The organism is Nocardia sp. NPDC059154, assembly GCF_042755705.1.
Classification (GTDB): Bacteria; Actinomycetota; Actinomycetes; order Mycobacteriales; family Mycobacteriaceae; genus Nocardia.
Genome location: NZ_JBHZCS010000094.1, coordinates 1 through 705, shown reverse-complemented (window position 1 = coordinate 705; position 705 = coordinate 1). Strand labels below are relative to the sequence as shown.

1 pseudogene is annotated in these 705 nt (G+C 69.6%); it reads right to left on the bottom strand.

Annotated elements, in window-relative coordinates:
• Positions 1-211 precede the first annotated feature (211 nt).
• Positions 212-705 (bottom strand): annotated as a pseudogene (locus ACFXN1_RS45800) (IS1380 family transposase); the annotation flags it as partial.

Genomic DNA, 705 nt, shown 5'->3' with positions numbered 1-705 from the left:
GGTTACCCTCCTCTTCGGTGGGGGTGTTGGGGATGCAGGGGGGGGGGGGAACCCCTCCCACCTTCCCCTTCCCTCCGCCCGCGGGGGGGGGTTTTGGGTGTCCCCCCCCTCGGCGACCCCCGTGCCACCGTGGTTTCGGGTATGGGGTAGCTGCTGGTCTGCCCAGCTTTTCCACTTCGGTGTCGGTTCGGCCCTGGTTGGGGCGGGGTGGTCAGGCGGTGGCTGCTTGCGGTGGTGTGTAGCCGATTGTGTTGTGCCACAAGGCAAGCCAGGATTGGGCCCATGGCCAGTGGGTAGGCAGGTGCAGGACGGGCCGGCGGGCGGGGCGGGCAAGGCGGGCGGGAATGTTGACGAGTTTGCGGCGCAGGGTGGCGCCGCGGGCCCGGGTGTGTGCGCCGCGGGCGAGTGTCCCGGCAGCGTGGAGCAGGTTGTGGGCGATCGCGGCGCAGAGCACCCATGCGGAGTTGGCGGCGAAACGACCGGATGGGATGTGGGCCAGCGGCCCGTCGATCAAGTCCGAGAACACGGTCTCGATGATGGCGTGGCGGCGGTGGGTGATGTCGGCGTCGGCGACCGGCTCGTGGCTGTTGGTGAAGAACGGGTGGTATCGCCAGAGCGGGAACAGCGCGTCGGGGTAGCGGGCGTCTTTGACGCGGCGCACGATCAGCCGGGCTGTGGTGCGGTCTTTGGTGGAAGCGAAAGCGG